Origin of the sequence: Massilia sp. MS-15, assembly GCF_020176695.1 — a bacterium.
In the GTDB taxonomy this organism is placed as follows: domain Bacteria; phylum Pseudomonadota; class Gammaproteobacteria; order Burkholderiales; family Burkholderiaceae_D; genus Telluria; species Telluria hydrophila.
Window position 1 is genome coordinate 155,349 of record NZ_JAIWIA010000001.1, and the last position, 23,805, is coordinate 179,153.

Genomic DNA, 23,805 nt, shown 5'->3' on the forward strand with positions numbered 1-23,805 from the left:
GACCGCCCACCCTACGAGTCAGACTTTGAGGATGCGTTCGCCGCGGCCAATGCCGGAGCCGCCGGTGCGGACCGTTTCCAGGATCGAGGCGCGGTCGATGGCGTCGATGAAGGCGTCGAGCTTGCTCTTGGCGCCGGTCAGCTCGATCGTGTAGGTCTTCTCGGTCACGTCGATGATGCGGCCGCGGAAGATGTCGGCGGTGCGCTTCATCTCTTCGCGCTCCTTGCCGACCGCGCGCACTTTAATCAACATCAGCTCGCGCTCGATGTGCTGGCCTTCGGTGAGGTCGACCACCTTCACCACCTCGATCAGGCGATTCAGGTGCTTGGTGATCTGCTCGATGATGTCGTCCGAGCCGCTGGTGACGATGGTCATGCGCGACAGGGTCGCGTCTTCGGTCGGCGCCACGGTCAGGGTTTCGATGTTGTAGCCGCGTGCCGAAAACAGCCCGACCACGCGCGACAGCGCGCCGGCTTCGTTCTCGAGGAGGACGGAAATGATGTGTCGCATTACAGGTCCTCCGAGCCGAGCAGCATTTCGTTCAGGCCCTTGCCGGCCTTGACCATCGGCCACACGTTCTCGCTCTGGTCGGTGATGAAATTCATGAACACGAGGCGGTCCTTCATGGCAAAGGCCTCAACCAGCGAGCCTTCGACATCGCCCGGCCTCTCGATGCGCATGCCGACGTGGCCATAGGCCTCGGCCAGCTTTTCGAAGTCCGGCAGCGAGTCCATATACGACTCGGAATAGCGCGAACCGTAGTCGATCTGCTGCCACTGCCTGACCATGCCGAGGAAGCGGTTGTTCAGCAGGATGATCTTCGGCGTCAGGTGGTATTGCTTGCAGGTGGCGAGTTCCTGGATGCACATCTGGATCGAGCCTTCGCCGGTGACGCAGGCCACGGTCGCATCCGGGTTCGCCATCTGCACGCCCATCGCGTACGGCAGGCCGACGCCCATGGTGCCCAGGCCGCCCGAGTTGATCCAGCGGCGCGGCTTGTCGAAACCGTAGTATTGCGCGGCCCACATCTGGTGCTGGCCGACGTCCGAGGTGATGAAGGCGTCGCCGTTCGTTACCCTGTGCAGCTGCTCGATGACCGACTGCGGCTTGATCAGTTCGTTTGACGGGGCATAGGCCAGGCATTCCTTGCCGCGCCATTCGGCGATCTGCTTCCACCAGGCCTGCAGCGCATGGGTGTTCGGATTGCCCTGGCTGGCGTCGAGCTGGGACAGCAGCTCGACCAGCACGTCCTTGACGTTGCCGACGATGGGGATGTCGACCTTCACTCGCTTCGAGATCGACGAGGGGTCGATATCGATATGGATGATCTTGCGCGGGTTGCTGGCGAAGTGCTTGGGGTTGCCGATCACGCGGTCGTCGAAACGGGCGCCGATGGCGATCAGGACGTCGCAATGCTGCATCGCCATGTTCGCCTCGTAGGTGCCGTGCATGCCCGGCATGCCCACGAAGTGCGGGCTGGAGGAGCGCGAGGCGCCCAGGCCCATCAGGGTGTTGGTGACCGGGAAGCCGGTCTTCTCGACCAGGCGGTTCAGTTCATCCGAGGCATTTGCCAGGATCACCCCGCCGCCCGCGTAGATCATCGGCCGCTCGGCCCCTTGCAGCAGTTGCACGGCCTTGCGGATCTGGCCGGCATGGCCCTTGTCCACCGGCCGGTACGAGCGCATCTCGATCTCGCGTGGATACGCGTAGGCGCACTTGTGCATGCTGATGTCCTTCGGGATATCGACCAGCACCGGGCCGGGACGGCCGGTACGGGCGATATAGAAGGCTTTCTTGATGGTCGATGCCAGTTCGCGCACATCCTTGACCAGGAAGTTGTGCTTGACCACCGGACGGGTGATGCCGACGGTATCGCATTCCTGGAAGGCATCCTGGCCGATCGCATGGCTCGGCACCTGGCCGGTGATGACCACCATCGGGATCGAATCCATGTAGGCCGTGGACAGGCCGGTGACGGCATTGGTGACGCCCGGACCGGAGGTCACGAGGGCGACGCCGACGGTGTTGGAGCTGCGCGAATAGGCGTCTGCGGCGTGCACCGCGGCCTGTTCGTGGCGGACCAGGACGTGCTGGAACTTGTCCTGCTTGAAGATGGCGTCGTAGATGTAGAGGACTGCCCCGCCGGGATAACCGAAGACGTGCTTGACGCCCTCTTCCGCGAGACAACGCACCACGATTTCAGCGCCGGTGATGGGCGCTGACGACCCGGAGGCCGATGTTTCGTTACTCATGTTCATTCCTTTCAAGACCCAATGGGAGTTTGATCGGATGCCCGTTCCTAACGAAATGCGAAGTGCGCGACGACCCTCAATGCTTCCCTTCTCTCTGCGTGCACGCGGGTGGTTCAGGACACCAATGGGGTCCTTACGCACGGGCGCTGGGCGCAACTCGTTCGGCTTGAGTGTCTGTAGCGTTTATACGCATCTCTCGCGCTTGTGGCGCGGGTCGGAGCAAACTGCCTACAAATGAAAGCGCGTCAATCCGGAGATGGCTTGTGGGCCTTCACCAGGTGACCGGAGAGCTTCGGGGGTGCAAAGCGTCAGAACACATTACTGCGTTGCACCATTCTGGTCAAGGCATCACGCGGATTATTTTTGTGCGCCAGAATGGTGCACCAGACCGCTGCGCGCCTGCTGCGCCGCGGTCCGGGCCGGCTACGCTGGAAGCTGCGGCCGGAAGGCCACTGCGCGAATTGGATGCACGGGCGATGGTTTTTTGCTAGGATTCGTGGGTTTTCCTTACGGCATTCGTAATACGCCCCTTCCCGCACGCATGGCCACAGACAAAGAACTCAGCGACTTCCTCGAGAATGTCGAACGGCGTGCGTTCAAGCAGGCGGTATACGCGGTGCGCAAGGACGAGTCGGCACTGGACATCGTGCAGGATGCGATGATCAAGCTGGCCGAGAAATATGGCGACAAGCCGGCGGCCGAGCTGCCGATGCTGTTCCAGCGCATCCTGCAGACGACCATCCTCGATTACTTCCGCCGCGAAAAGGTCCGCAATACCTGGATCAGCCTGTTCTCGGGCTTCAGCCGGCCGGACGGGGAGGATGAGGAGTTTGATATACTTTCTTCCTATGAAGCCGAGCAAGGCACGGCCGCCGCGGAATCCACCGCCGACCAGTTTGAGCGCGCACAAACTTTACGCCTCATCGAACAGGAAGTAGAAAAACTCCCCACGCGTCAACGGGAAGCTTTCCTCATGCGTTACTGGCAGGACATGGACGTGGCCGAAACGGCCGAAGCGATGGGTTGTTCCGAGGGAAGCGTCAAGACGCACTGCTCCCGCGCTACCCACGCCCTCGCCGAGGCGCTCAAGGCCAAGGGAATCAAGCTATGAACACCGATGACATCAACCTGGCGTACAAGCTGCGCCACGCCCTGAACGAGAACCTCGACGCGCTGCCGGCCTCCACGACCGAGCGGCTGGCCGCCGCGCGTGCGCTGGCCTTGTCGCGCAAGAAGCCCGATGCGTCCCGTGCCAGCCGGCCGCTGTTCGGCCTGCCGGCCTTCGCCGCCTCCCTGTTCAGCGGCCCCGGACTGGCGCGCCTGGCGGTGGCGGCGCCGATGCTGGCCCTGGTCATCGGCATGGGCGGCGTGTACCAGTACGAACAGCAGCAGCGGCTGGCCGCCATGGCCGAGCTCGACGCCGCCGTGCTGGCCGACGAACTGCCGCTGACCGCGTACCTCGACCATGGCTTCAATGCCTACGTGGAGTCGCGCCAGCGCCAGCAATGACGAACAGCGCGCCGAAGCCCCGCCTCGCCGTCGTGCTCACCGCGGCCGCGGTCCTGGTCGCCGGAGTGGTGACCTGGGCGCTGTACAACCGCTCCGCGTCGACCGTCCCGGCGCCTGGCGCCGGCGCGCCTCTGGCCACCGTGGCCGGCGCCAAGCCACCCGCCAAGACGCTTGACCGCCCGCTCTGGCGCGAACTGACGCGCGCCCAGCAGGCGGCACTGAAGCCCCTGCAGCCCGAATGGGACAGCCTGGAAGGCATGCGCAAGCGCCGCTGGCTCGAGATGTCGCAGCGCTTCGCCTCGATGACCCCGGCCGAACAGGCGCGCGTGCACGAGCGCATGCGCCAATGGATGCGCCTGACGCCTGCCCAGCGCGAGCTGGCGCGCGAGAACTACAGCAAGACCCGCAAGCTGGCCCCGGGCGAGAAGGCCGCGAGCTGGGAAAGCTACAAGCAACTGTCCGAAGAAGAAAGGCAGCGCCTGGCCCGTTCGGGCGGCAGCCGTCCGCAGGGCGCGCCGGCGATGCCGCACACGCCGATGATCGCCGCGCCGGTCAGCTGCCCGCCGGGCGCGATGCGGCGCGGCACCGCCTGCATCGTGCCGCCGGCCGGCGTGCCGGCCACCGCTTCCGGCCCGGCGCCGGCCGCCGCCCCGGCCGCGCCCGGCGCCGTGCCACAGGCGCCGGCTGCCGCCCCCGCGCCTGCCCCCGCGCCGGCATCGGTGGCATCGCCCGCACCGGCTTCCCCTTCACCCGCTGCCCAGTCCGCACCGAATGCAAGCAACGCGCTCAATGTCCCCGTCTAAGCCGGTCCCGGTCGCCACTCCCAGTATCCTGCGCCGCGTCACGGCCATGCTGTACGAAGCGCTGCTCCTGTTCGCGGTCGAGATGCTGGCGATCGCGGCCTACATGCTGGTGACCCTGAACAGCCAGCATCCGCTGGCCAGGGAAGGCATGAAGCTGTGGCTGCTGCTGGTGACGGCCGCCTACTTCATGTGGTGCTGGATCGACAGCGGCCACACGCTCGCCATGAAGACCTGGCGCATCAAGGTGGTCAAGCTGGGCTGCCACAAGCTGCCGCTGCGGACCGCCGCGGCGCGCTTCCTGCTGGCCTGGGGCTGGTTCGCGCCGGCGCTGGCCGTGTGCTGGGCCTTTGGCCTGCACGACAAGGCGCAGGTCGGCATCGCGCTGGCGCTCGGCGTGGCGGCCTGGGCGCTGACGGCGCTGTTCGACAAGGACCGCCAGTTCCTGCACGACCGCCTGGCCGGCACCCGCCTGATCGCCTTGCCGAAGGCGCCGCGCAAGGCCGCGCGCCAGGGCCAGCCCGGCTGAGCAGCGCTTTCCGCGCGGCATTCGAACGCGCCCCATCCGCAAGGCACGGAATAATCGCAGGCTTCCACTGAACCTTGAAGAAGGGTAAGCCATGAAGCTTTCGGACATGCGCGTCGTCATCATGGGCGCCTCGAGCGGCATCGGGGCGGCTACTGCCATTGCCTTTGCGCGCGAGGGCGCCCGGCTGGTGCTGGGTGCGCGCGGCAAGGAGGGACTGGACGACATCGTGCGGCGCTGCCGCGAAGCCGGCGGCAGCGCCGAGGCCGTGGTGGTGGACGCGGTCGATGCCGCCGCGGTGCAAGCGTTCGCGCGCCAGGCGCGCGCCACCCTGGGCCGGATCGACCTGTGGTTCAGCAACGTGGGCGCGGGCGTGGTCGGCAAGTTCGCCGACGTGCCCATCGACGACCACCGCCGCGTGATCGAGACCAACCTGCTCTCCCACATGAACGATGCCCATGCGGTGCTTCCAATCTTCCTCGAGCAGGACCACGGCATCTGGGTCAACATGATCTCGGCCGGCGGCTTCGTCGCCTCGCCCTACGCGGCGGCCTATTCGGCCAGCAAGTACGGTCTGCGCGGCTTCAGCGAAGCCCTGCGCGCGGAACTGGGCAAGCGCCCGCATATCCACGTCTGCGACGTCTACCCGACCTTCGTGGACACGCCGGGTTTCGCCCACGGCGCCAACTACACGGGTGCGAAGATGTCGTATCCGCCGGGAGCGCTCAGGCCCGAGACGGTGGCGGACGCCGTGCTCGCGCTGGCGCGCCATCCAAGGCCGACCACCGCGGTCGGGGCCCCGGCCACCCTGTTCAGGCTGAGCAATTTCATCGCGCCGAACCTGATCGCATCGGGCATGAACCTGTATCTTGACCGGTGGGCCCGGAAGGCCGAGCGCGTGCCGCAGACGCGCGGGGCGCTGTATGCGCCGCCGTCGGCGCCGAGCGGCATCCACAGCGGGCAGCGGCGCGACCCGCCGCCGCCAAACGGGGCACTGGTACTGGCGATTGGCGCCCTGGCGGTGGGCGCCGCCGTCGGGCTACGGCTGCTGGGGCGGCGCGCCGGCTAGAAGCGTTCGTAGTCGAGCAGGTAGCGCCACTGGCCCGGCTGCAGGCCCGCCATCGGCAGGCGTCCGATACGGATGCGCCGCAGGTCGACGATCTCCAGGCCGACTTCGCGGCACATGTGGTCGATCAGCCCCGATTTGACGCCCTTGAGGGCGAAACGCAGGCGGTGCTCGTTCTGCCAGCTGACCTTCATCGGCGCGATCGGCTTGCCGTTGAAGTGCAGGCCATGGTTCAGCAGCGCCAGGCCGCCGTCCCGGATCGCGCCGCTGACGTCGACGATGAATTCCTGTTCCACCCGCTCGCCCTCTTCCACCAGCTTGCGCGCGACACGGAAATCCTGGGTATACACCACCAGTCCGCTGGCATCGGTTTCGAGCGGGCTGGTCAGGGTCAGCTTGTGCAGGTGGCGCTGCAGGAAGCGCGGCTGGCCGTGGCCCTGCGCCAGCGTTTCCTGCGCCAGGCAGGCCAGCGCGGGTTCGCCGCGGGCGCCGACGCCGGAGTTCATGCCGGCCGGCTTGTGCAGCAGGATGGTGACGGGTGGCGCTTCCTCGGCCGAGGCGCCCGGAAGCACGCGCACGTCCTGTGCCGGCAGGACGCGGCTGGCCGGGTCTTCCACCACGGCGCCGTCGACGCTAATGCCGCCGTTGGCGATGTAGCGCTCGGCCTCGGCGCGCGAGCAGCCCAGCTGGGCCGCGACGCGCTTGGCCAGGCGGATGGCCTCGGCCGTCATTGTTCCCGCCATTGCGCGAAGAAGTCCGTGAACACGTCGACGGTGCGCGCCACGTCGGCGGCGCTCACGTCCAGGTGGGTCACCAGGCGCATGCGCGGACCGACCGTCGCGCGGATGCGGGCAGCGGCCAGCGCCTCGCGCAGCGGCGCGCAGGCGGCGGCCGGGATGTCGAGCCAGAAGATGTTGGTCTGCGGCGTGCCGACCTTGAGCGCCGCGATCTGCGCGAGGCCTCGGGCCAGCGCGGCAGCGTTGTCATGGTCCTCGGCCAGGCGCTCGACGTTGTGCTCGAGCGCATACTGCGCCGCTGCCGCCAGTACGCCGGCCTGGCGCATGCCGCCGCCCAGCATCTTGCGCCAGCGCTTGCCCTGCTCGATGAAAGCCCTGGGGCCGAGCAGTACCGACCCGACCGGCGCGCCCAGGCCCTTCGACAGGCAGACCGAGACCGTGTCGAAGCCCTGTACCGCCGCGCGCAGGCTGATGCCGTTCCTGACGGCCGCGTTGGCGATGCGGGCGCCGTCCAGGTGGGTGGCCAGGCCGCGGCTGTGCGCCAGGCTTGTCGCCGCCTTGACGTAGTCCTGCGGCAGCACGCGCCCGCCGATGGTGTTTTCCAGCGCCAGCAGGCGGGTGCGCGCGAAGTGCATGTCGTCGGGCTTGATATAGGCCTCGATATCGGCCAGGGCGATCGAGCCGTCCGCCTGGTTGGCGATCGGCTGGGGCTGGATCGAACCGAGCACCGCCGCGCCGCCGCCTTCGTACTTGTAGGTGTGCGCCTCCTGGCCGACCAGGTACTCGTCGCCACGCGCGCAATGCGTCATCAGGGCGATCAGGTTGGTCTGGGTGCCGGAGGGCGCGAACAGGCCGGCCTCGAAGCCGAACAGCTCGGCCGCATACTCCTGCAGGCGGTTGACCGAGGGGTCGTCGGCGTACACGTCGTCGCCGACGCTTGCCGCGGCCATGGCGGCGCGCATCGCCTCGGACGGCTGGGTCACGGTATCGCTGCGCAGGTCGATCCACTCTTGATTCGTGTCGCTCATCTCGTTTTCGGTCCGCTAGGTTCGCTTGGTTTGCTTGGTTTGCTTAGTTTGCTTCGACAGGGGTGTAGAAGCGCTGCTTCATCTCGTCCAGGCCCAGTTCGGCCATCACTTCCCGCAGTCGCTCGGCCGGGCGGCGGCGCGGCAGGTCTTTGTACGTCGCGACGATCAGTTCGTTCTTCATCGAGTGCTCCCACCCCACCAGTTCGGTGACCGTGACCTGGTAGCCGTGCGCCTCCAGCTGCAGGCAGCGCAGCACGTTGGTGATCTGGCTGCCGAACTCGCGGGTGTGGATCGGGTGGCGCCAGATCTCGGTCAGGGCGCTGCGGCCCAGGTCCTTGCCCTTGTTCTTGCGCAGCACGCTCGCCACCTCGGCCTGGCAACAGGGCACCAGCACCATGTGCCTCGCGCCTTTCTTGAGCGCGAAGTCGATCGCGTCATCAGTGGCGGTGTTGCAGGCATGCAGCGCGGTGACGATGTCGATGGTCTCCGGCAGCCGGGTCGAGGTGGTCGATTCGGCCACCGACAGCGGCAGGAAGGACATGCCGCCGAAGCCCAGGCGCGCGGCCAGTTCGGTCGACTTGCGCACCAGCTCTTCGCGGGTTTCAATGCCATAGATGTGGGAACCGTCCTCGCGGCCCTTGAAGAACAGGTCGTACAGGATGAAACCGAGGTAGGACTTGCCGGCGCCGTGGTCGACCAGGGACACGCCCCCCTTGTTTTCCAGCACGTTGTTCAACAGCGGCTCGATGAAGTTGTACAGGTGGTAGACCTGCTTCAGCTTGCGCCGGCTGTCCTGGTTCAGCTTGCCGTCCCGGGTAAGGATGTGCAGTTCCTTCAGCAGCGCGATCGACTGGCCGGGACGGACTTCCGGCGGCAGTTCGGGCGCCGCGGTCGGCTTGGGGGTGTGCTTAGCTTGCTTCATCGATCCATGCTGCCTGAATGGCTTCCAGTACACGTTCGCCGCCGCGGTGGCGGTCGTCGTCGAAGCCGTCGAGGGCGACGACCCAGTTGTGGAGGTCGACGAAGCGCACGGTGGCGGGGTCGACGTCCGGATAGCGCTCGTACAGGGCCTCGGCGATCGCCGAGACATCGGTCCACTTCATGGCGGCCCTCCCGTTCAGTGGTTCTTCTCTGCTGCGTGGTTGATGGTGTACTTCGGGATCTCGACCACCAGGTCCTCGTCGGCGACGATCGCCTGGCACGACAGGCGCGAGTTCGGCTCCAGGCCCCAGGCCTTGTCGAGCATGTCTTCTTCCTTTTCTTCCTGCTCGTTCAGCGAGTCGAAGCCTTCGCGCACGATCACGTGGCAGGTGGTGCAGGCGCAGACGCGGTCGCAGGCATGCTCGATCTCGATGTCGTTCTCGAGCAGGACGTCGCAGATCGACTTGCCGGCGGGGGATTCCAGCACGGCGCCGTCGGGGCAGAAGACGGGATGGGGGAGGATGACGATTTGTGGCACTTGATTACCTCGTTGTTTGTTTTCGTGGCGTGGCGGCTTTGCCGCCCGCGCGCCCGGCGATCGGTCGCGTCGCCGCGATGCATGCCCGATTTGAACGCGTGGGCGGCAAAGCCGCCCACCCTACGTATAGATGATGCTTAGACCTCGTCCAGCGACTTGCCTGCCAGGACCTTGCGCACGCTCTTGTCCATCCGGCGCGCCGCGAATTCCTCGGTGCCCCTGGCCAGCGCCTGCACCGCCGCGTGCAGCCCGTCCTGGCGCTGTCCGGCTTCGAGCGAGGCGTCGTTGGAACGGTGGATCGCATCGCGCACGCCATGCACCAGCTTCGCCACCTCGTCCTGCTCGGCCGCGTCCAGCAGGTCCACATCCGCATCCAGCGCGGACTGCGTGGCCAGCAGGATGCGCTCGGCCTCGACCTGTTCCTCGCGCAGCGCGCGCATCTGCATGTCGCCCTGGGCCGAGGTATAGGAATCCTGCAGCATGCGCGCCACTTCGTCGTCGCCCAGGCCATAGGATGGCTTGACGGTGATCGACGCTTCGACGCCGGAACGGGTCTCGCGCGCCGACACCGACAGCAGGCCATCGGCATCGACCTGGTAGGTGACGCGGATGCGCGCGGCACCGGCCGCCATGGGCGGAATGCCGCGCAGTTCGAAGCGCGCCAGCGAGCGGCAGTCGGACACCAGTTCGCGCTCGCCCTGTACCACGTGCACCGCGAGCGCGGTCTGGCCATCCTTGAACGTGGTGAACTCCTGGGCCCTGGCGCAAGGAATGGTCGAGTTGCGCGGAATGATCTTTTCGACCAGGCCGCCCATGGTCTCGATGCCGAGCGACAGCGGTGTCACGTCCAGCAGCAGCCAGTCGTCGCCCTCGGCGCGGTTGCCGGCCAGCAGGTTGGCCTGGACGGCGGCGCCCAGCGCCACCACCTTGTCCGGATCGATGTTCGCATGCGGGATGGTGTGGAAGAAGTCGCCCACCGCGCGCCGCACGTGCGGCATGCGGGTGGCGCCGCCCACCATCACGACGCCGTCGACATCCTCGACCGCCACGTTGGCATCGCGCATCGCCTTGCGGATCGCGTTCATGGTCTTGCCGACCAGGTGCCTGGTGATCTCGGCGAAGGTCTGGGCGCTGACGGTGACCTGCACGATCTCGCCCGACTTCAGGATCGCCTCGACCGTCGTTTCTTCGTTGGTGGACAGCAGTTCCTTGGCCTGGCGCGCCTTGACCATCAGGGTGGCGGTGTCCTGGTCGGACAGCGGGGCCAGCTTGGCCTGCTCGACGATCCAGCAGAACAGGCGGTGGTCGAAGTCGTCGCCGCCCAGGGCCGAGTCGCCGCCGGTGGACAGCACCTCGAACACGCCCTTCGAGAGCTTCAGGATCGAGATGTCGAAGGTGCCGCCGCCGAGGTCGTACACGGCATACACGCCTTCCCTGCCCTGGTCGAGGCCATAGGCGATGGCGGCGGCGGTCGGCTCGGACAGCAGGCGCAGCACGTTCAGGCCGGCCAGCTGGGCCGCATCCTTGGTGGCCTGGCGCTGGGCGTCATCGAAGTAGGCCGGCACGGTGATCACGGCGCCGACCAGCTCGTCGCCGAGCGAATCCTCGGCGCGCTGGCGCAGCGTGGCCAGGATCTGGGCCGAGGTCTCGACCGGGCTTTTCACGCCGGCCACGGTGTTGATCTGGACCATGCCGGGGCCATCGACGAAGTCGTAGGGCAGGTTCTCGGCATGCGCGATATCGGCCAACGCCCGGCCCATGAAGCGCTTGACCGAGACGATGGTGTTCTTCGGATCGGTGGTCTGGCAGGCTTGCGCCTTGTAGCCGATATTGGCGTGGCCATTCGGAAGGTAGCGCACGACCGATGGCAGCAGCGGGCGGCCGTCCTCGTCGCTCAGCACTTCCGGGCTGCCGCTGCGGACGGTGGCAACCAGCGAGTTGGTGGTGCCGAGGTCGATGCCGACCGCCAGGCGGTGCTGGTGCGGGGCGGTGGACATGCCGGGTTCGGCGATTTGGAGTAATGCCATGGTCGTGTTACCTGTATTCTTGTTTATGCAATGACGTATCGTCATTGTAGGGTGGGCGGGTTCTCCGCCCACGCGGTCAACCAGCACGAGCGTCGCCGCAATGCATGCCAAGTTTGAACGCGTGGGCGGGAGACCCGCCCACCCTACTTATGCGTCCAATGCTTCGAACGCGTACTGTACCTCTTCCCCGAGCTTGTCGAGGAACATCATGGCGCGCACGGTCTGCGCGGCGCCATGATAGTCGCCCGCATCGAGCTGCGCGCCGACCTGCTCCAGCATCTCCTTGCGCTCGCGGCGCAGCTGCGCGTCGAGCGCATCGAGCGCGCCGGCATCCTTCGCGGCGCGTGCGTCTTCGAGTGCCTCGCGCCATTCCATCTGCTGCATCAGGAAGCTGGCCGGCATCGCCGTGTTGGACTCGGTCTGCAAGTCGACACCGTTGATCTCGCAGAGGTACTGCGCGCGCTTCTGCGGAGTGCGCAGGGTCGCATAGGCCTCGTTGGCGCGCGTCGCCCACTGCATCGCGACGCGCTTCTCGGCGTCGGTGGCGTTCACGAAGCGGTCCGGGTGCACCCGGCCCTGGACTTCGCGGTAGGCCGCGTCCAGCGCCGCGCCATCGACGGTGAAGCTGGCGGGCAACTGGAACAGCTCGAAGTGGTTCTGCTTCATCGTGGCGTCAGATGCGGAAGCTTTCGCCGCAGCCGCAGTTGTCCTTGACGTTCGGGTTGTTGAAGCGGAAGCCTTCGTTCAGGCCTTCGCGCGCGAAATCCAGTTCGGTGCCGTCGATGTAGGGCAGGCTTTTCGGGTCGACGAAGACCTTCACGCCATGCGATTCGAAGACATTGTCGTCCGGGGTCGCATCGTCGACGTACTCAAGCTTGTAGGCCAGGCCGGAGCAGCCGGTGGTGCGCACACCGAAGCGCAAGCCGATGCCCTTGCCCCGACGCTCGAGGTAGCGGTTGACGTGCTTCGCGGCTTTTTCAGTCAGGGTGATTGCCATGTCGGTGACTCCAGTCTGTGCTTGCGGATTACGCCTTCTCGGCGTGCTTTGCCTTGTAGTCGGCCACGGCGGCCTTGATCGCGTCCTCGGCCAGGATCGAGCAGTGGATCTTCACCGGCGGCAGCGCCAGTTCCTCGGCGATCTGGGTGTTCTTGATCGACAGCGCTTCATCCAGCGACTTGCCCTTGACCCATTCCGTCACGAGCGAGCTCGAGGCGATGGCCGAACCGCAGCCATAGGTCTTGAACTTCGCGTCCTCGATCAGGCCCTGCTCGTTGACCTTGATCTGCAGCTTCATCACGTCGCCGCAGGCCGGTGCGCCGACCATGCCGGTGCCCACCGCATCGTCGCCCTTGTCGAAGGCGCCGACGTTGCGCGGGTTTTCGTAGTGGTCCAGTACTTTGTCCGAATATGCCATGGTGTTACTCCTTGAATGCTTGCGAAATTAGTGGGCTGCCCATTGGATCGAGTTGAGGTCGATCCCTTCCTTGAACATGTCCCACAGCGGCGACAGCTCGCGCAGTTTGCCGACCTTGGCCTTCAGCAGGTTGACGGCGAAGTCGATGTCTTCCTCGGTCGTGAAGCGGCCGATGGTGAAGCGGATCGAGCTGTGCGCCAGTTCGTCGCTGCGGCCCAGGGCGCGCAGCACGTAGGACGGCTCCAGCGAGGCCGAGGTGCAGGCCGAACCGGACGACACCGCGATGTCCTTGATCGCCATGATCAGGGACTCGCCCTCGACGTAGTTGAACGAGACGTTCAGGTTGTGCGGCACGCGGTGGTCCATGTCGCCGTTGATGTACACCTCTTCGATCTCCAGCAGGCCCTTGGCCAGGCGGTCGCGCAGCGCTTTCACGCGCTCCAGCTCGCTGTGCATCTCTTCCTTGGCGATGCGGAAGGCTTCGCCCATGCCCACGATCTGGTGGGTCGGCAGCGTGCCCGAACGCAGGCCGCGCTCGTGGCCGCCGCCGTGCATCTGCGCTTCCAGGCGCACGCGCGGCTTGCGGCGCACGTACAGGGCGCCCACGCCTTTCGGGCCGTAGGTCTTGTGCGCGGTGAAGGTCATCAGGTCGCACTTGGTTTTGTTCAGGTCGATCTCGACCTTGCCCGTCGCCTGCGCGGCGTCGCAATGGAAGATGATGCCCTTGGCGCGGCACAGTTCGCCGATGGCGTCGATCGGCTGGATGACGCCGATCTCGTTATTGACCAGCATGACCGAAACCAGGATGGTGTCCGGGCGGATCGCCGCTTCCAGCTGGGCGACGGTGATCAGGCCGTTGTCCTGCGGCTCGAGGTAGGTCGCTTCGAAACCCTGGCGCTCCAGTTCGCGCACGGTGTCCAGCACCGCCTTGTGCTCGGTCTTGACCGTGATGATGTGCTTGCCCTTGGTCTTGTAGAACTGGGCGGCGCCCTTCAGGGCCAGGTTGTTCGATTCGGTCGCGCCCGAGGTCCAGATGATCTCGCGCGGATCGGCGCCGACCAGGGCCGCCACGTTGGCGCGCGCTTCCTCCACCGCCGCTTCGGCGCTCCAGCCGTACATATGACTGCGCGATGCCGGGTTGCCGAACTGTTCGCGCAGGTAGGGAATCATCTTGTCGGCCACGCGCGGATCGATCGGCGTCGTCGCCGAGTAATCCATGTAGATCGGGAAATGCGGGGCAGTGACGAAGCTCTGCTCGATTTGTTTGTCCAAAGGCGCGTTCATGGGTTCACTCCGGTTTCAATTTTGTACGGCGGCGCTGGCGGCGGTACGGTGCACCACCACAACGGCTTGTTCTTTATGCTTCTGCTGGTCGACCAGGTCTTGCAGCGAGACCGAGTCCAGGTAGTCGACCATCTTGGCGTTGAGCGTGGTCCACAGTTCATGGGTCATGCAACGGGTGCCGGAAGCAGCGTCGGCGCCGTGACAGTTTTCTTTGCCACCGCACTGGGTGGCGTCGAGCGGTTCGTCGACCGCGATGATGATGTCGGCCACCGTCACCCGGTCGGCGGGGCGGGCCAGGCTGTAGCCGCCGCCGGGGCCGCGGATCGATTCGACGATCTCGTGCCGGCGCAGCTTGCCGAACAGCTGTTCGAGGTAGGACAGCGAAATGGCCTGGCGCTGGCTGATGCCCGACAACGTAACCGGACCATTGCCCTGGCGCAGGGCGAGATCGATCATCGCAGTAACAGCAAAACGGCCTTTGGTGGTCAGACGCATCGCAACCCCGGTTATTGTAAAATATTGCACTTCTTCAAGTAATCGGTGCGGCGCAACATGGTTCGCACTGCGCGTCTTGAAATAAACGGATTACCTGATTGATTTAGTCAAGTATAGCAAAATCCGGACCGCTTGTCTTGGGCCCCGGTTTTTCCCGCCCCCCCCTCCCGGCGCGCCCTTCCTGCGCCCCTCGGCGTTTATCGCAGGCGCAGCAATTCCATCGGCCCGAACAGCGCCTGCATGCCGGCGTGCTGGATGAAGGACAGGTTATAGGGATGCTCGGCCTGGATCTGTGGCAGGCGCGCCGTCTCCGGCAGCTTCTTGAGCTGCTCGGCGATCTTTCCCCAAAGCACCAGCAATGGCGGCTGCGGCCGGCTTGCCAGGGCCGCCAGCACCGCCTGCAGGAAGGGCTGCCAGGCACGCGCATCGACCGCGGGCGGCACGTGCCTGCGAAAGACCAGGGCCGCGTTCAGCAGGAGGAAGCCCTGGGCCAGCAGATTGTCCTGCAGCTGGGCCAGGGTCTGGATCGTGCCCGAGGCGGCATCGCGGGCGTGCGCGGCCACCGGCGCCAGCGCGCTGCCGCCGGTGTCGCCGGCCTCGAGCCGGCCACCTGCCACCAGCAGCATCTTCATGAAGTTGCGCAGCGAGGTGGCGCGGTTGACCGGCTTGGACAGGCCGGTCTCCGACCACAACCCGTCCACCGCCCCGTCCATGAAGCATACCCCGGTCGCGCTCTCGGCGCGCGGGTATGGCCCCTCTCCCACCAGCACGTAGCGCACCCGGTCCAGCGGCTGGGCGAAGGCGGCGAACAGGCGGCCTTGCGTCGGCAGGTAGTCGTCGCCGGCCAGCGCCGGCAGGTAGGCGGGATCGGCGGCGGCAAGCGCCTGCAGGCCCGCCTCCAGCACCGGGCGCCAGGAAGGGTCGGCCAGGTCGAGGGCGGCGCGGATCGGGTCGGGAATGGGATGCTTGGGCATGCGGGTCCGGTGTCAGGGAGGAGGCGGGATTGTAGCCTGCCGGGCCGTACGCGGGAACAGCATTCCCGGTGTCAAGCTGGCGTCCGCCTTTCGCGATTCAGGGCATGATCTTGTGCCAACCGAACAGGAGGACAGCATGCAAACGATCCGTGAAGTGATGACACCCGATGTGCAGACCATCTCGCCGCAGGAAACCATCCAGCGCGCGGCCCAGATGATGGACGACCTGAACGTGGGCGCCATCCCGGTCTGCGACGGCGAGCGCCTGGTGGGCATGATCACCGACCGCGACATCGCGGTGCGCTCGGTGGCGGCCGGCCAGGCGCCGGACCGGACCTGCGTCGGCGACGTGATGAGCACCGACGTGCGCACCTGCTTCAGCGACCAGGGCGTGGACGAAGTGATGAACACCATGGGCGACGTGCAGATCCGGCGCGTGCCGGTGATCGACGCGGCGTCGAAGCAGCTGGTGGGGATCGTCTCGCTGGGCGACATCGCCACCAAGTCGGCCGGCTCGGCGGACGAGGCGCTCGACGAGATCTCGACGCCGTCGGCGCCGGACCGGTCGCCGACCCGGCATTGAGCGTTGCGGCGCCCCGCCGGGATGGCCGGGCGCCGCCCCGCCCTACTCCGCGTCGGGCTGCCGGGACGGATGCGCAGCCTGGAAGGCCGGCAGGTCCGCGCACAGGGCATCGATGCGGGCGATGGTCGGATAGGCCGCGACGTCGATGTCGAAGCGCTTCGCGTTGAACACCTGCGGCACCAGGAAGCAGTCGGCCATGGTCGGCGTGTCGCCGTGGCAGAACGCGCCCGTGCCCGGGTTGCGCGCCAGGTGCGCTTCGAGCGAACGCAGGCCCTCGATCACCCAGTGGCGGTACCAGTCGGTCTTGACCTCTTCCGACTGGCCCAGCTGCTTGACCAGGTAGCGCAGCACGCGCAGGTTGTTGATCGGGTGGATGTCGCAGGCGACGATCTGCGCCAGCTCGCGCACGCGGGCGCGGCCGAGCGCATCCTTCGGCAGCAGCGGCGCCACCGGATAGACCTCGTCGAGGTATTCGAGGATGGCCATCGACTGGCTCAGCACCAGGCCGTCGTCCTGCAGCGCCGGCACCAGGCCGCTGGGGTTGACCGCCAGGTAGTCCGCGCCCAGCTGCTGGCCGCCGTCGCGCAGCAGGTGCACCGGCACGGCCTCGTAGTCGAGACCCTTCAGGTTGAGCGCGATGCGTACCCGGTACGCGGCCGAGCTGCGAAAGTAGGTGTAGAGCTTCATGCCGCTTCCTTTCACGACTTGCGATGGTAGCGCGCGACTTCCTGGTCGATGGCGCCGAAGATGCTGGCGCCGTCCCCGTCGACCATCTCGATGCGCACCGTGTCGCCATACGCCAGGTAGGGCGTGGCCGGCTTGCCCTGTTCAATCGTCTCGTACATGCGCACCTCGGCCAGGCAGCAGTAGCCGACGCCGCCGTTGGCGATGCTCGAGCCATGCAGGCTGCCCTGCTTGTTCGACACGGTGCCCGAGCCGATGATGCTGCCCGCGCCCAGTTCGCGCGTCTTGGCCGCATGCGCCACCAGCTGGGCGAAGCTGAAGGTCATGTCCTCGCCCGCGTTGGGGCGCCCGAAAGGACTGTCGTTGAGCGTCACCAGGAGCGGCAGGTGCAGCTTGCTGTCCTGCCAGGCCTGGCCCAGCTCGTCGGGGGTGACCGCGACCGGGGAAAAGGCGCTGGCCGGCTTGGACTGGTAGAAGCCGAAGCCCTTGGCCAGCTCGTTCGGGATCAGGTTGCGCAGCGAGACGTCGTTTACCAGCATCACCAGGCGGATCGCGGCGGCCGCTTCGTCGACGCTGGCGCCCATCGGCACGTCGCCGGTGACCACCGCCACCTCGGCTTCCAGGTCCACGCCCCAGTCTTCCGACAGCACGGCGATCGGGTCGCAGGGGCCGACGAAGGAATCGGAGCCGCCCTGGTACATCAGCGGATCGGAATAGAAGGATTCCGGCACCTCGGCATTGCGCGCCTTGCGCACCAGCTCGACGTGGTTGATGTAGGCCGAGCCGTCGCACCACTGGTAGGCGCGCGGCAGCGGCGAATGGCATTCCTCCTCGATGAAGGACTCGGCCTTGTCGGCCGTGCCGAGGTTCAGGCGCTCGTACACCTTGCGCAGCTGCGGCGCGGCTTCCTCCCAGTGGTCGAGGGCGTACTGCAGGGTAGGAGCGATCTTCGGGACGGCCTGGCAGGTAACCAGGTCGCGGCTGACGACGACCAGGGTGCCGTCGCGGCCGCCGGTCTTGAGGGTGGCGAGTTTCATGGAGTTTCCTTTGCTGGGTGGCTGCTTTTCGCCATTATGCGAACAAAAGGTACTATCATTCAAACAGTATTTTTCGCCCGATTTATCAGATTATCTTATGAATCCGACCCTGCGCCAGATGCGCGCGTTCGTGGCCCTGGCCAAGACAGGCAACTTTACGCTCGCCGCGCAGGCGATGCACGTGACGCAGTCGGCGCTCTCGGGACTGATCAAGGAGCTGGAGCAGACCCTGGGTGCCAAGGTGGTCGACCGCAGCACGCGGCGCGCCCTCCTGACCGACATCGGGCGCGAGCTCTATCCCCTGTTCAGCCAGATGATCGACGACCTTGATGGCGCGCTGGCCAACGTGGCCGACCACACCCGCCTGAAGAAGGGTATCGTGCGCATCGCCGCGCCGCAGCTGCTGTCCTGCACCCTGATGCCGGAAGCGATTGCGGCCTTCCGCAAGGACTATCCGGAGATCGAGGTGCGCCTGGGCGACACGGCGGTCGAAAGTGTGATCGCGCGCGTGCTGTCGGGCGAGGCCGACTTCGGCGTTGGTCCCGAACGCGAACCGGCGCCGCCGCTCGATGCGCGCCTGCTGTTCGAGATGCCCTTCGCGCTGGTGTTCCCGAAGGGGCACCTGCTTGAAAGCGCCGCGTGCCTGACCTGGAAGGACGTGGCGCGCCATCCCCTGATATCGCTGCAGGGCCAGTTCACCGAGCGCCTGCTGGACGAGATCCACGCCCTGCATGGCGCGCTGCGCGAGGTGCCGGTGAAGCCGGCCAACGAGGTGACCTTCATGACCACGGCGCTGGCGATGGCCGCGGCCGGGCTCGGGGTGACGGTCTGCCTGCCCTATGCGGCGCCGCTGGCCAGCCTGTACGGCCTGGTGATGCGGCCGCTGGAAGAGCCGGTGCTGAGCCGGCGCTTCTTCATCTATACGCGCCCCGGACGCTCGCTGTCGCCGGCGGCGGAGCGCTTCATCGGCTTCCTCGAACAGTTCGTGCAGCGGACCTGCGCCTGACGCGCAGGCGAGCCGCCAGGGCCGCCCTGCCACGGCGCCGCGCGAAGCCGTACCCGTGCACGGCGCGGGCGTGCGCCCTACAATACGGGCCTGCATTTCTTGTTTCCTACACCGATGTCACTCAACACCATCGCCATCAACCGCCTGATGGACCGCTTCGACCGCCATGCCAGCGTGTGGCTGTTCGGCTACGGCTCGCTGATCTTCAAGGCCGACTTCCCCTTCCTCGAACGGCGTCCGGCCAGCATCCGCGGCTGGAGCCGCCGCTTCTGGCAGGGTTCGCACGACCACCGCGGCACCGAAACCGCGCCGGGCCGCGTGGCGACCCTGGTGCCCGACGAAGGCGCCGTCTGCCACGGCATGGCCTACCTGGTCACGCCGGAAGAATTCGCCCACCTCGACCACCGCGAGAAGAACGGCTACCTGCGCCTGGCCACCGCGATGCAGTTCGCGGATGGCGGCGCGGCCGAAGGCATCGTCTACATCGCCACCGAGCAGAACGCCGCCTTCCTCGGCCCGGCCAGCGAACGCGAGATCGCGCACCAGATCGCGCGCGCGCGCGGCCCCAGCGGCCCGAACAGCGATTACCTGCTCGACCTGGCGCAAGCCCTGCGCGCGCTCGGCCACCACGACGCGCACGTGCACGCCATCGAAGGCCACCTGCTCGCCTGCCTGGGCGCCGCGCGCTGACCCGACCCCGTTTCGCCGGGTGGCGCGTGGGCCCGCCCCCCTTGTATCTAGCCCAGCCGCGCCAGGTCCAGCCGCAAGGCCTGTTTCGGCCGCAGCGAAATATTCAGCACCGCCTCGGGCGCGCCCTGGCCCGCCGGTACCGACCATGCGAATCGCTGCAGCAGCATGGCCGCCACGACCGTCATCTCCGCCTGCGCCAGGTGCTGTCCCAGGCACACGCGCGGCCCGGCACCGAAGGGCATGAAGGCGCCGCGCGGGATCGCCGGCGCATCCGGCGCGAAGCGCTCCGGCCGGAACGCCTGCGGCTCGGGAAACCAGCGCGGGTCCTGGTGCATCAGGAACACCGGAATCATGAACATCGTGCGCGCCGGGATGGTCCAGCCATCCAGCATGAAGCCGCGCGTCGCGCGCCGGCTCATCAGGACCGGCGCGGCCGGATACAGGCGCATCGCCTCGTCCAGGGTCTGGCCCAGGTAGCCGAGCTGCGCCAGGGTATCGGGCGCCGGATCGCGTCCCTGCAGCACCTTCCCGACCTCGCGCCGCGCCGCCTCCTGGGCCGCCGGGTTGGCCGCCATGCACCAGGCCCACCAGCTCAGGCTCGCGGCCGTGGTCTCGTGTCCGGCCACGAAGGCGGTCATGCATTCGTCGCGCACCGCATCGAGCGGCCAGGCCGTGGCATCGGCGCGGTGCAGCGCCAGCAGGCGGCTGAGCAGATCCTGCGGCCAGCGCGCCTCCGGCAAGTCCAGGCGCGCCTGCACATGCCGCCCGACCAGGCCGGCCAGCAGGGCGCGGGCGCGGCGCTTGCGGCGCTTCCAGGGCAGCCAGTCCGGCGCGCTGGCCGGCCAGAACATCTCGGCATTGCCCGCCACCAGCGCGTCGTGGACCGCCGCTTCCATGCTGCGCGCCTCGTCGCCGAGCGCGCTCGAGAACATCATGCGCTGGATGACGTCCATGGTGAGCGCGGTCAGCGCGCTCTCGATCGGCATGGCCGGTCCGGCCTCCCAGTGCGCCATCGCGCCGCGCGCCGCCGCCGCGATGGTCGGCACGACATCGCGCACCGACTTCGGCGCGAAGGCCGGCTGCAGCGCCTGGCGCTTGGCGGACCAGGGCGCGCCTTCCGCCACCAGCACGCTGTTGCCCTGCAGGTAGGAGAACACCCGGATGCCGCGTTCCCAGCGCACGATGGAAGCATGGTGATTCACCAGCAGTTCGCGCACCAGGCGCGGATCGCTGACCACCAGCTGATGTTCGGGCCACATGCGCAGGTGCACCAGGTCGCCGTACTGGCGACGCCAGTCGGCCAGGGCTTCGGGCAGGCCCCGCGCCATGCGGGCCAGCAGGCCCCAGCCGGTGAGGCCGGCGGGCGGGCCCGGCGGCCAGGCGCCGGGAGGCTGCAGGATGGCGTGTTCGTGCTGGCCGTCGCCGGAGGGCGCCGGGCTGGCTTCCGGATGGAAGGGGCATCGGGTCGGTGTGGTCGTGTCCATGCAGCGCATTCTTCCCGCTTGCGGGGCCGCTGTCTTGAACGCAAACGACATCGACAGGCCGGTCGCGGGTGCCTATACTGCTGGCGCATGGCCCCAGACAGTCATCAGCGCTTCGCCCCCTGCCCCGACCGATTGGCGCGCGCGCCGCGCGCACGGCTGGAGGGCAAGGCGTCGCCGGACCGTCTCACCCTGCCGCCCATCGCGCTGCAGGGCGCGCTGCTGGCACTGGTCAGCCGCGACGTCGCCCAGCTGGCCTTGAATCCGGCCCAGCGCCTGTCGCACTTTCCCGCCTCGCCGCTGGTCACCCTGTCGTGGTTCGACACCGACGACATGGGCCTGGTCGACGCGCAGGGGCAGTGGCAGCCCTTCGGCGCCCGGATCATGATCTCGGGCAGCCATTCCCATCCGACCACCAGCTGGTCGCCGCACTGCGACCGCGGCTACATGGCCTGCCTCCTGCCGGACGCCGCCGCGCGCCTGTTCGGAATCGCGCTGGGCGCCATCCAGGATCGCTTCCAGCCGGCGCACACCGTGCTGGGCGCCGCCTGGCACCCCCTGCTCGACGCGCTGCTGGGCGCGCGCGACGATGGCGCCGCGATGCGCGTGCTGGAGGCCCATCTGGCCCCGCGCTGGCGCGCGGCGCAAGGCGGCGCCGCGGACCGCCCCTCGCTGCGCCAGATGGGCCGCCATTGGGTGCAGCGCCTTGCCTGGCAGGCGCACCAGTGGCGCGACACGCACAGTGCGCGCCAGGTCGAGCGCCGCATCAAGACCTTCAGCGGCCGCTCGCTGCGCGAATGGCAGACCCTTACCCGTACCGAAGGCCTGTTCTTCGCGGCCCGCGAACGCTACGAGACCGGCCAGCCCTTCGACTGGGCCACGCTGGCGCTCGACGAAGGCTTTTCCGACCAGGCCCACCTGAGCCGCGTCACACGCCAGATCTGCGGTTTCCCGCCCACCGAGTTCGCGGAGCGCTACATCGAGGACGAATCCTTCTGGATCTACCGGCTGTGGGTCTGAGAGCCGCCCTGCGCCCGGACGAAGCTTGCTAGAATTGCGGCACAATACGCGCGGCCGTGCATCCTGCGCGGCGCGCCAGAACAGGGAGAACGGGATGTCCAGAAAGATACTGGGAACGCTTGCCTGCGCGCTGCTGTGCGCATTGCAGAGTGCCTCCGCCCAAACCACAACGCCCGCGCCGCACTACGACGCCGCACTTGCGGCATCGCTCGGCGCCGACGAGCGCGGCATGCGTCCCTACGTGTTCGTGATCCTCAAGACCGGCCCGAAGAAGGTCGAGGACAAGGCCGAGCGCGCCAAGGTCTTCGAAGGCCACTTCGCCAACATGAACCGGCTCGCGGCCGAGAAGAAACTGGTCGTCGCCGGCCCGCTGGACGGCAAGGAAGGCCGGCGCGGCATCTTCGTGATGGCGACGCCGGACATCGAACAGGCCAGGACGTGGGTGGAGACCGACCCGGTCATCACCAGCGGCGAGATGGTCGCGGAGTACCACAAGCTGTACGGCTCGGCCGCGCTGATGATGGTGAACGACATCCACGGCAGGATCGGGAAGAAGCAGTAAGCCTGCTTCGCGCACGGCGGCCGGCCGCAAGCTAGAACAGATCCAGCTGCCCCGCAGCCCTGCCCTTGCCCTTGTCCTTGGCCGGAGCGGCCGGCGCCACCAGCGGCTTGCGGAACTGCGAGCCGTCCAGTCGCCCGAAGCGTCCGCGGAATTCCCCCATGCCCAGGCGCTCGACGGCTTTCGTGAAGCGCTGGCGGATCAGGTCCGCCCATACGCCCTCGCCGTGCATGCGCTTGCCGAAGTCGCTGTCGTAGTCCTTCCCGCCACGCAGGTCGCGCACCCGGTTCATCACGCGCTGCGCCCGCTCCGGGAAATGCGCCTGCAGCCATTCCTGGAACAGCGGATTGACCTCATGCGGCAGGCGCAGCACCACGTAGTGGGCGCCGATGGCGCCGGCGTCGGCCGCCGCTTCCAGGATGCGCTCGATCTCCGGCTCCGTCACGAAGGGAATGATCGGCGCCACGCTCACGCTCACCGGAATGCCGGCCTCGGTGAGCGTGCGGATGGTGCGCAGGCGGCGCGCCGGGGCGGCCGCGCGCGGCTCCAGCGTACGCGCGATCTCCGGGTCGAGCGTGGTGAGCGTGATGGCGGCGCAGGCCAGGTTGCGCGCGGCCATCGGCGCGATCAGGTCGATGTCGCGCTCGATCAGCGCCGACTTGGTGATCAGGCCCAGCGGATGGCGGCACTCGCTCAATACCTCGAGCACCGCGCGCGTCAGGCGCCGCTCGCGCTCGCAGGGCTGGTAGGCGTCGGTATTGACGCCGATGGCGATGTGCTCGGGCAGGTAGCCGGGCCGGGCCAGTTCGCGCCGCAGCAGGTCGGCCGCGTTGACCTTGGCGAACAGGCGGCTTTCGAAATCGAGCCCGGGCGACAGGCCGAGGTAGCTGTGGGTCGGCCGTGCGAAGCAGTAGATGCAGCCGTGCTCGCAACCGCGGTAGGGGTTGAGCGAGACATTGAAGGGGATGTCGGGCGAGGCGTTGCGCGTGAGGATGCTGCGGGCCTGTTCGTCGCTGACGACGGTGCGCAGGCTGGCGCACGCCTCTTCGTCACGCTCCCAGCCGTCGTCGACGTCCTCGCGGCCATTGCGTTCGTAGCGCCCCTGCAGGTTCGAGACCGCACCGCGGCCCTTGCGCGCGAGCGGACGCGGGGCGAGCATCGGCTGCCCAGGGG

General features: G+C 67.5%; 28 protein-coding genes. 10 read left to right on the forward strand and 18 right to left on the reverse strand.

Going from position 1 to position 23,805, the window contains the following annotated elements; all coding sequences use genetic code 11:
• Positions 1-18: 18 nt before the first annotated feature.
• Together ilvN and LCI23_RS00740 are read right to left on the reverse strand one after the other, a co-directional pair.
• On the reverse strand, positions 19-510 hold the full coding sequence (gene ilvN / locus LCI23_RS00735) for an acetolactate synthase small subunit (protein ID WP_027867685.1): 492 nt from the start codon (positions 508-510) through the stop codon (positions 19-21).
• On the reverse strand, positions 510-2,252 hold the full coding sequence (locus LCI23_RS00740) for an acetolactate synthase 3 catalytic subunit (RefSeq protein ID WP_224942512.1): 1,743 nt from the start codon (positions 2,250-2,252) through the stop codon (positions 510-512). The genes ilvN and LCI23_RS00740 overlap by 1 nt, the downstream gene beginning before the upstream one ends.
• Before the next feature lie 541 nt (positions 2,253-2,793).
• Between LCI23_RS00740 and LCI23_RS00745 the strand changes: the two genes are divergently transcribed.
• The 5 genes from LCI23_RS00745 to LCI23_RS00765 all read left to right on the forward strand — a co-directional run bounded on the left by LCI23_RS00745 (position 2,794) and on the right by LCI23_RS00765 (position 6,156).
• Positions 2,794-3,363, forward strand: coding sequence for an RNA polymerase sigma factor (locus LCI23_RS00745; RefSeq protein WP_224943009.1), 570 nt, complete (start codon positions 2,794-2,796; stop codon positions 3,361-3,363).
• Positions 3,360-3,761: a DUF3619 family protein gene (locus LCI23_RS00750; RefSeq protein ID WP_224942514.1), complete on the forward strand. Its 402-nt coding sequence runs from the start codon at positions 3,360-3,362 to the stop codon at positions 3,759-3,761. The genes LCI23_RS00745 and LCI23_RS00750 overlap by 4 nt, the downstream gene beginning before the upstream one ends.
• Positions 3,758-4,564 (forward strand): DUF3106 domain-containing protein, encoded by an 807-nt coding sequence (locus LCI23_RS00755; RefSeq protein WP_224942516.1) that lies wholly within the window; start codon positions 3,758-3,760, stop codon positions 4,562-4,564. The genes LCI23_RS00750 and LCI23_RS00755 overlap by 4 nt, the downstream gene beginning before the upstream one ends.
• Complete coding sequence (locus tag LCI23_RS00760; RefSeq protein WP_224942518.1) at positions 4,551-5,090, forward strand: RDD family protein; 540 nt, start codon at positions 4,551-4,553, stop codon at positions 5,088-5,090. The genes LCI23_RS00755 and LCI23_RS00760 overlap by 14 nt, the downstream gene beginning before the upstream one ends.
• A gap of 91 nt (positions 5,091-5,181) precedes the next feature.
• Positions 5,182-6,156, forward strand: coding sequence for an SDR family oxidoreductase (locus LCI23_RS00765; protein ID WP_224942520.1), 975 nt, complete (start codon positions 5,182-5,184; stop codon positions 6,154-6,156).
• Here LCI23_RS00765 and LCI23_RS00770 read toward each other — a convergent pair.
• The 12 genes from LCI23_RS00770 to LCI23_RS00825 all read right to left on the reverse strand — a co-directional run bounded on the left by LCI23_RS00770 (position 6,153) and on the right by LCI23_RS00825 (position 15,572).
• Positions 6,153-6,884 carry an RNA pseudouridine synthase gene (locus LCI23_RS00770; protein WP_224942522.1) on the reverse strand — a complete coding sequence of 244 codons (732 nt, stop codon included), beginning with the start codon at positions 6,882-6,884 and terminating at the stop codon, positions 6,153-6,155. The two genes, LCI23_RS00765 and LCI23_RS00770, sit on opposite strands and share 4 nt — an antisense overlap.
• Positions 6,881-7,918: a low-specificity L-threonine aldolase gene (ltaE, locus tag LCI23_RS00775; protein ID WP_224942524.1), complete on the reverse strand. Its 1,038-nt coding sequence runs from the start codon at positions 7,916-7,918 to the stop codon at positions 6,881-6,883. Before ltaE ends, LCI23_RS00770 begins: the two co-directional genes overlap by 4 nt.
• Before the next feature lie 43 nt (positions 7,919-7,961).
• Positions 7,962-8,840, reverse strand: coding sequence for an SAM-dependent methyltransferase (locus tag LCI23_RS00780; protein ID WP_224942526.1), 879 nt, complete (start codon positions 8,838-8,840; stop codon positions 7,962-7,964).
• Complete coding sequence (iscX, locus tag LCI23_RS00785) at positions 8,827-9,021, reverse strand: Fe-S cluster assembly protein IscX (RefSeq protein WP_224942534.1); 195 nt, start codon at positions 9,019-9,021, stop codon at positions 8,827-8,829. Before iscX ends, LCI23_RS00780 begins: the two co-directional genes overlap by 14 nt.
• A gap of 14 nt (positions 9,022-9,035) precedes the next feature.
• Positions 9,036-9,377 carry an ISC system 2Fe-2S type ferredoxin gene (gene fdx / locus LCI23_RS00790; RefSeq protein ID WP_036249155.1) on the reverse strand — a complete coding sequence of 114 codons (342 nt, stop codon included), beginning with the start codon at positions 9,375-9,377 and terminating at the stop codon, positions 9,036-9,038.
• A 137-nt stretch (positions 9,378-9,514) separates the two neighbouring features.
• Positions 9,515-11,404 carry a Fe-S protein assembly chaperone HscA gene (gene hscA / locus LCI23_RS00795; protein WP_224942536.1) on the reverse strand — a complete coding sequence of 630 codons (1,890 nt, stop codon included), beginning with the start codon at positions 11,402-11,404 and terminating at the stop codon, positions 9,515-9,517.
• 147 nt (positions 11,405-11,551) lie between these two features.
• Positions 11,552-12,070, reverse strand: a complete 519-nt coding sequence (gene hscB / locus LCI23_RS00800; RefSeq protein ID WP_224942538.1) for a Fe-S protein assembly co-chaperone HscB — start codon at positions 12,068-12,070, stop codon at positions 11,552-11,554.
• A gap of 7 nt (positions 12,071-12,077) precedes the next feature.
• Positions 12,078-12,401, reverse strand: coding sequence for an iron-sulfur cluster assembly protein IscA (iscA, locus tag LCI23_RS00805; RefSeq protein WP_027867668.1), 324 nt, complete (start codon positions 12,399-12,401; stop codon positions 12,078-12,080).
• A 28-nt stretch (positions 12,402-12,429) separates the two neighbouring features.
• Complete coding sequence (gene iscU / locus LCI23_RS00810) at positions 12,430-12,819, reverse strand: Fe-S cluster assembly scaffold IscU (protein ID WP_224942540.1); 390 nt, start codon at positions 12,817-12,819, stop codon at positions 12,430-12,432.
• A 27-nt stretch (positions 12,820-12,846) separates the two neighbouring features.
• Positions 12,847-14,103 (reverse strand): IscS subfamily cysteine desulfurase, encoded by a 1,257-nt coding sequence (locus LCI23_RS00815; RefSeq protein WP_224942541.1) that lies wholly within the window; start codon positions 14,101-14,103, stop codon positions 12,847-12,849.
• A 15-nt stretch (positions 14,104-14,118) separates the two neighbouring features.
• A complete protein-coding gene (gene iscR, locus LCI23_RS00820; RefSeq protein WP_224942542.1) occupies positions 14,119-14,598 on the reverse strand; it encodes a Fe-S cluster assembly transcriptional regulator IscR in 480 nt (159 codons plus the stop codon).
• A 197-nt stretch (positions 14,599-14,795) separates the two neighbouring features.
• Positions 14,796-15,572 (reverse strand): uracil-DNA glycosylase family protein, encoded by a 777-nt coding sequence (locus LCI23_RS00825; protein WP_224942543.1) that lies wholly within the window; start codon positions 15,570-15,572, stop codon positions 14,796-14,798.
• Positions 15,573-15,708: 136 nt separating this feature from the next.
• Here LCI23_RS00825 and LCI23_RS00830 point away from each other — a divergent pair, with 136 nt between their 5' ends.
• Positions 15,709-16,155, forward strand: a complete 447-nt coding sequence (locus LCI23_RS00830; RefSeq protein ID WP_224942544.1) for a CBS domain-containing protein — start codon at positions 15,709-15,711, stop codon at positions 16,153-16,155.
• A 42-nt stretch (positions 16,156-16,197) separates the two neighbouring features.
• Here LCI23_RS00830 and maiA read toward each other — a convergent pair whose 3' ends face one another.
• Positions 16,198-16,842 carry a maleylacetoacetate isomerase gene (maiA, locus tag LCI23_RS00835; RefSeq protein ID WP_224942546.1) on the reverse strand — a complete coding sequence of 215 codons (645 nt, stop codon included), beginning with the start codon at positions 16,840-16,842 and terminating at the stop codon, positions 16,198-16,200.
• A gap of 11 nt (positions 16,843-16,853) precedes the next feature.
• Positions 16,854-17,876: a fumarylacetoacetate hydrolase family protein gene (locus LCI23_RS00840; protein ID WP_224942548.1), complete on the reverse strand. Its 1,023-nt coding sequence runs from the start codon at positions 17,874-17,876 to the stop codon at positions 16,854-16,856.
• 97 nt (positions 17,877-17,973) lie between these two features.
• On the opposite strand from LCI23_RS00840, the gene LCI23_RS00845 reads away from it, so the two are divergent.
• Both LCI23_RS00845 and LCI23_RS00850 read left to right on the forward strand, forming a co-directional pair.
• Entirely contained in the window at positions 17,974-18,882 is a 909-nt protein-coding gene (locus LCI23_RS00845; protein WP_224942549.1) for a LysR family transcriptional regulator, read from the forward strand.
• Positions 18,883-18,996: 114 nt separating this feature from the next.
• Positions 18,997-19,572, forward strand: a complete 576-nt coding sequence (locus LCI23_RS00850; protein WP_224942550.1) for a gamma-glutamylcyclotransferase — start codon at positions 18,997-18,999, stop codon at positions 19,570-19,572.
• 47 nt (positions 19,573-19,619) lie between these two features.
• On the opposite strand, the gene LCI23_RS00855 is transcribed toward LCI23_RS00850, so the two are convergent.
• Positions 19,620-21,056, reverse strand: a complete 1,437-nt coding sequence (locus LCI23_RS00855) for a cytochrome P450 (protein WP_224942551.1) — start codon at positions 21,054-21,056, stop codon at positions 19,620-19,622.
• An 87-nt stretch (positions 21,057-21,143) separates the two neighbouring features.
• Between LCI23_RS00855 and LCI23_RS00860 the strand changes: the two genes are divergently transcribed.
• Together LCI23_RS00860 and LCI23_RS00865 are read left to right on the forward strand one after the other, a co-directional pair.
• On the forward strand, positions 21,144-22,073 hold the full coding sequence (locus tag LCI23_RS00860) for an AraC family transcriptional regulator (protein WP_224942553.1): 930 nt from the start codon (positions 21,144-21,146) through the stop codon (positions 22,071-22,073).
• Between the two features lie 94 nt (positions 22,074-22,167).
• Complete coding sequence (locus tag LCI23_RS00865) at positions 22,168-22,635, forward strand: YciI family protein (RefSeq protein ID WP_224942554.1); 468 nt, start codon at positions 22,168-22,170, stop codon at positions 22,633-22,635.
• A gap of 31 nt (positions 22,636-22,666) precedes the next feature.
• Here the strand turns inward: LCI23_RS00865 and LCI23_RS00870 are convergent, their stop codons facing one another.
• The gene (locus LCI23_RS00870; RefSeq protein ID WP_224943011.1) at positions 22,667-23,791 is read right to left on the reverse strand and encodes a PA0069 family radical SAM protein; all 1,125 of its coding nucleotides are present in this window, start codon (positions 23,789-23,791) and stop codon (positions 22,667-22,669) included.
• Positions 23,792-23,805 lie beyond the last annotated feature (14 nt).